Annotated in this window: 4 protein-coding genes; 2 read left to right on the top strand and 2 right to left on the bottom strand. The window is 66.0% G+C overall.

All coding sequences use genetic code 11. The annotated features are described in order from the left end of the window. The coding region (locus RI841_RS14985) for a site-specific integrase (RefSeq protein ID WP_310706436.1) at positions 1–802 on the bottom strand (802 nt) is incomplete at its 3' end. Positions 803–1,120: 318 nt separating this feature from the next. On the opposite strand from RI841_RS14985, the gene RI841_RS14980 reads away from it, so the two are divergent. Next, a complete protein-coding gene (locus RI841_RS14980) occupies positions 1,121–2,161 on the top strand; it encodes a DNA-binding protein (RefSeq protein WP_310706435.1) in 1,041 nt (346 codons plus the stop codon). A gap of 57 nt (positions 2,162–2,218) precedes the next feature. On the opposite strand, the gene nfuA is transcribed toward RI841_RS14980, so the two are convergent. Then, on the bottom strand, positions 2,219–2,809 hold the full coding sequence (gene nfuA / locus RI841_RS14975) for a Fe-S biogenesis protein NfuA (RefSeq protein WP_310706434.1): 591 nt from the start codon (positions 2,807–2,809) through the stop codon (positions 2,219–2,221). Positions 2,810–3,116: 307 nt separating this feature from the next. Between nfuA and RI841_RS14970 the strand changes: the two genes are divergently transcribed. Beyond that, positions 3,117–4,204, top strand: a 1,088-nt coding sequence (locus RI841_RS14970) for a homocysteine S-methyltransferase family protein (protein ID WP_310706433.1), incomplete at its 3' end; no start/stop codon positions are given.

The raw sequence follows: 4,204 nt of genomic DNA, 5'->3' as shown, positions 1-4,204 counted from the left end.
GACCGTCCAGGGCCCTCAGCAGGGGTGAGGCATCATCCGGCGATGGCTCGGCTGCCATCCCCAGTGTCCTGCGCCACTCGCCGAGCAGACCCATCATGTCCGGCGGTACCGGGATGCAACCTGCCTTGTCGCCCTTCCCCACCACGGTCCACCACCATCGCCCCTCGCGACGCTGGAAGTCGTTCATGCGAGCCGCACTCATCTCGCTGATCCGCGGGGCCAGCAGGTAGGCAAAGCCGAACACCAGGCGGCAGCGAATCAACTCGTAGTGCTGTCGGGGTGAGGCACCCTCCTCCGCCGGCCGATTCAACCAGCCCCACAGCCAGTCCCACAGGGGGCGCTCCAGGTAACGCTCGATCCCACCTTGACGGTTGTCCAGGCGTCGTCGCTTGTCGCGCATCAGGCGGAACGGGTTGTGGCGGACCCAGCCCGCCTCCACCAGCCATGCGAACATGCCCTGCAGGATCACCAGGCTCTGACGGCGGCTGGCGGGCGAAAGCGGCCCGCGGAAGGGACGCCATCGCGGGTCCCGCCTGGGACGCACCGGCCCGATCCAGCGCTCGGCGGGCTGCGGATCGGCCAGGAAGGACTCGAAGGTATCCAGGTGCTGGCGGCGAAGCTCATCGAGGCCCCTGCCCTGCTCCGCCAGCCACAGCAGCAGGCGCTGCGCCTCGCGGCGATAGGCGCGCTGGGTCCGGGGGCTTGCCCGGTATTCGTCGAGCCACTGCGCCACGGCCTCGGCATCGGTGCCGGCGGCGATATGAAGGCCTTCTCCCCGCTGTTCCACCCTGACAGACGGCAACGCGTGTCGCTCGACTGCCGTCGATATCTCTTTGAGCACCTTGCCGGGTGCTGCCGGCCTCACCGTCCTGTCCATATCCCTCCTTGCTCCTTGCTCCTTGCTCCTTGCTCCTTGCTCCTTGCTCCTTGCTGGCAAGTATCGGGCCTTTCTTGCACGAAAATCAAGATAAGCCGCGTAATCTTGATTTTCACCGCTAATCCATAAATAAAATAACGTAATACGTAATATGTAATTATCTTCAATATCGCGTTCCTGGCGGGTACACTACGGCTTGAGAGCCCAGGGGAAGACCCGGCAGGTAACGACGAGGAGATGGGCATGGCGCGCAGCGGTGTGCGATATGAGGATGTTCAGCGGGCCATCGATGCCCTGCTTAAGCAGGGCGAGGCGCCTAGCGTTCACAAGGTGCGCGAGGTGCTGGGGACGGGCAGCTTCACGACCATCAGCGAGCACCTCCGCGAGTGGCGGACACGGCGGGAGGAGAACCGCGACGTGCCACCGCCCGGCGGCATGCCCGAGGCGCTGCAGGAACTCGCCGAGTCGCTGTGGGAGAAGGCTCAGGCCTGTGCCAACGAGGCCCTCGCCCATTACCGGGAGGAGGCAGAGAGCCGGGTGGAGACGGCGCGAGAGGAAGCCGGCGAGGCCACACGCCGGGCTGAGGACGCCGAGCAGCGTGAATCGGCGCTGGCGGCGCACCTGGCACGTATTGAGCAGCGCCTGGAAGAGAAGAGCAGCGAGCTGGCGCGCCGCGAGTCGGAGCGCGATGTCCTGGCCGAACGCGAGGCGAAGCTCGCCACGCGGCAGGCGCGCCTGGAATCGCAGTTGGAGAGCCTGAAGCAGGAGCATGAGCGCCAGGGTCGTGAGCAGCAGGAGACCCTGACCGAGCAGGCGGCGCGTCACCAGGAACGCCTGGCTCAGGAGGAGAAGCGTCACGAGAGCAGCGAGGCGCGGCTGATGGGGCTGGTCGACGAGGCGCGTCAGGAACGACAGGCCGCCGACAAGCGCCATGCCCAGCGGCTGCAACAGCTCGAGACACGGCTGGAACGCGCGCAGCAGCTGGTGCAGGAGGCGAGCGGCGCGCAGGCCGAGGAGGAGAAGCGCCACCGCGAGACCGAGTGGGCCCGCCGCCAGGCCGAGGAGCGAACCCGGACGTTGCAGCGTGAGCAGGCCCTGATGCAGGCGCGCATCGACGAGCAGAAGCAGCTGCTGGAGGAGCAGGTGCGCCGCCTGCGCGACCTGGAGGCCCAGCTCCACCGCTGCCTCTGGCAGCCCCCGGTGGCGGATCAGGCTGGCGAGGAGCAGGGCGAGAACGACGAAGGCCCCGCGGATGCGGGGCCTTCGAAAGCGGATTCAGAGTGAGATCGGGGAAGCCCGATGGCTTCCCCCGGGGCATCGCCCCCTCGTTCGTCGTCTTGCCTAGCGGTAGTAGGCGTTGGTCGTGTCCGTATGGTCGGTCACGTCGCGGATGCCGGCGAGCTCAGGGATGCGCTCCATCAGGGTCTTCTCCACGCCGTCCTTGAGGGTCAGGTCCACCGCGGCGCAGCCCTGGCAGCCGCCACCGAACGCCAGGATTGCCACCTGGTCATCGGTCAGCTCGATCAGCTTGATCTCGCCACCATGGGAGGCCAGCCCCGGATTGATCTCGCTGTAGAGGATATAATTGACACGATCCTCGAGCGGGCTATCGGCATTGACCTTCGGCATCTTGGCATTGGGCGCCTTGATGGTCAGCTGGCCACCCATGCGGTCGGCGTTGAAGTCGACAACGGCCTCTTCGAGGAAGGGCAGGCTGTTCTTGTCCAGGTAGACCCGGATCTTCTCCAGTTCCAGCAATTCGTCGCTGGGCTCTTCCTCGCCGGGTCGGCAGTAGGCTAAGCAGGTTTCGGCGTAGGGGGTACCCGGCTGGGTAATGAAGATACGGACTGCGATGCCCTCGACGTTCTGCTTTTCGAGCAGTTCGGCAAGGTAGTCCTGGGCACTGTCGGTGATCTGAATGCTGTCGCTCATGGTACTCTCGCTATCGTGACGTGCCGCGCCGGGGTAACGTCGCGACATGTACAGAAAGTGTGATGGTCTCAATGGTAAGCGACCTGCGCGGCCGACACAATCCCGACTGAAATGCTAGGTTTTAGCTTGCCCCCTGCCCCGGCGCCGTGGCATTTGCTAAGATGAACCCCTTTCCCGGCGGCCTGCCCGATATCCCGGAATTCGGCAGGACTGCCCCTTGCCCGCAGCGCATCCCCTCGACAAGACGCCTCAGGCGCTCCGCTGCCGGCTCGACCCCTGATGCCCACGCTGGAGATTGATTCGACCCATGGCCGCCGTTCCCACCGCCCTGACCGCCACGCTCCATGACAGCCTGTCGCGACGCATCCTGATGCTCGACGGTGGCATGGGGACCATGCTGCAGAATGCCGGGCTCTCCGAGCAGGAGTTTCGTGGCGAACGCTTCACCGACTGGCCGAGCGACCTCAAGGGCAACAATGACCTGCTGGCCCTGACCTGCCCTGACCTGGTGACGCGGATCCACCGCCAGTACCTGGAGGCCGGGGCCGACATCGTCGAGACCAACACCTTCAACAGCACGCGTCTCTCCCAGTCCGACTACGGCATGGAAGCGCTGGTGCCCGAACTCAACCGGGAATCGGCGCGCCTGGCCCGTGTGGTCTGTGACGCCGTGGCCGAGGAGACCGGTATGCCGCGCTATGTAGCGGGCGTGCTGGGGCCGACCTCGCGCACGGCGTCACTCTCGCCGGACGTCAACGACCCGGCCAAGCGCAATGTCACCTTCGACGCCCTGCGCGAGAACTACTATGAGGCTGCCGAGGCGCTGATCGAGGGTGGCGCCGACCTCATCCTGATCGAGACCATCTTTGACACCCTCAATGCCAAGGCGGCGATCTATGCCCTGGAGGAGCTGTTCGAGGCACACGGCGAACGGCTGCCGGTGATGATCTCCGGCACCATCACCGATGCCTCGGGACGCACCCTGTCGGGCCAGACCACCGAGGCGTTCTGGAACTCGGTACGCCATGCGCGTCCACTCTCCGTCGGGCTCAACTGCGCCCTGGGTGCGGCGGAGCTGCGGCCCTATGTCGAGGAGCTTGCCACCAAGGCCGACGCCTTCGTCTCGGCCCACCCCAACGCCGGCCTGCCCAACGAGTTCGGCGAGTATGACCAGACTCCAGAGGAGATGGCGGCGATCGTTGCCGAGTTCGCCGAGAGCGGCCTGGTCAACATCATCGGCGGCTGCTGCGGCTCCACCCCCGAGCACATCGCGGCGATCCATGAAGCCATCCAGGGCCTCGCTCCACGCCGGGTGCCCGAACGGCTGCGCGCCTGTCGCCTCTCCGGGCTCGAGCCCTTCAACATCGAGGCCGACTCGCTGTTCGTCAACGTCGG

This window comes from Halomonas sp. (assembly GCF_031581305.1).
Taxonomy (GTDB): Bacteria; Pseudomonadota; Gammaproteobacteria; order Pseudomonadales; family Halomonadaceae; genus Halomonas.
This window is presented reverse-complemented; position numbering and strand designations above follow the sequence as displayed.

Coding starts and splice junctions, on each gene's coding strand:
- RI841_RS14980 (WP_310706435.1), top strand. CDS start 1,121: ATGGCGCGCAGCGGTGTGCGATATGAGGATGTTCAGCGGGCCATCGAT.
- nfuA (WP_310706434.1), bottom strand. CDS start 2,809: ATGAGCGACAGCATTCAGATCACCGACAGTGCCCAGGACTACCTTGCC.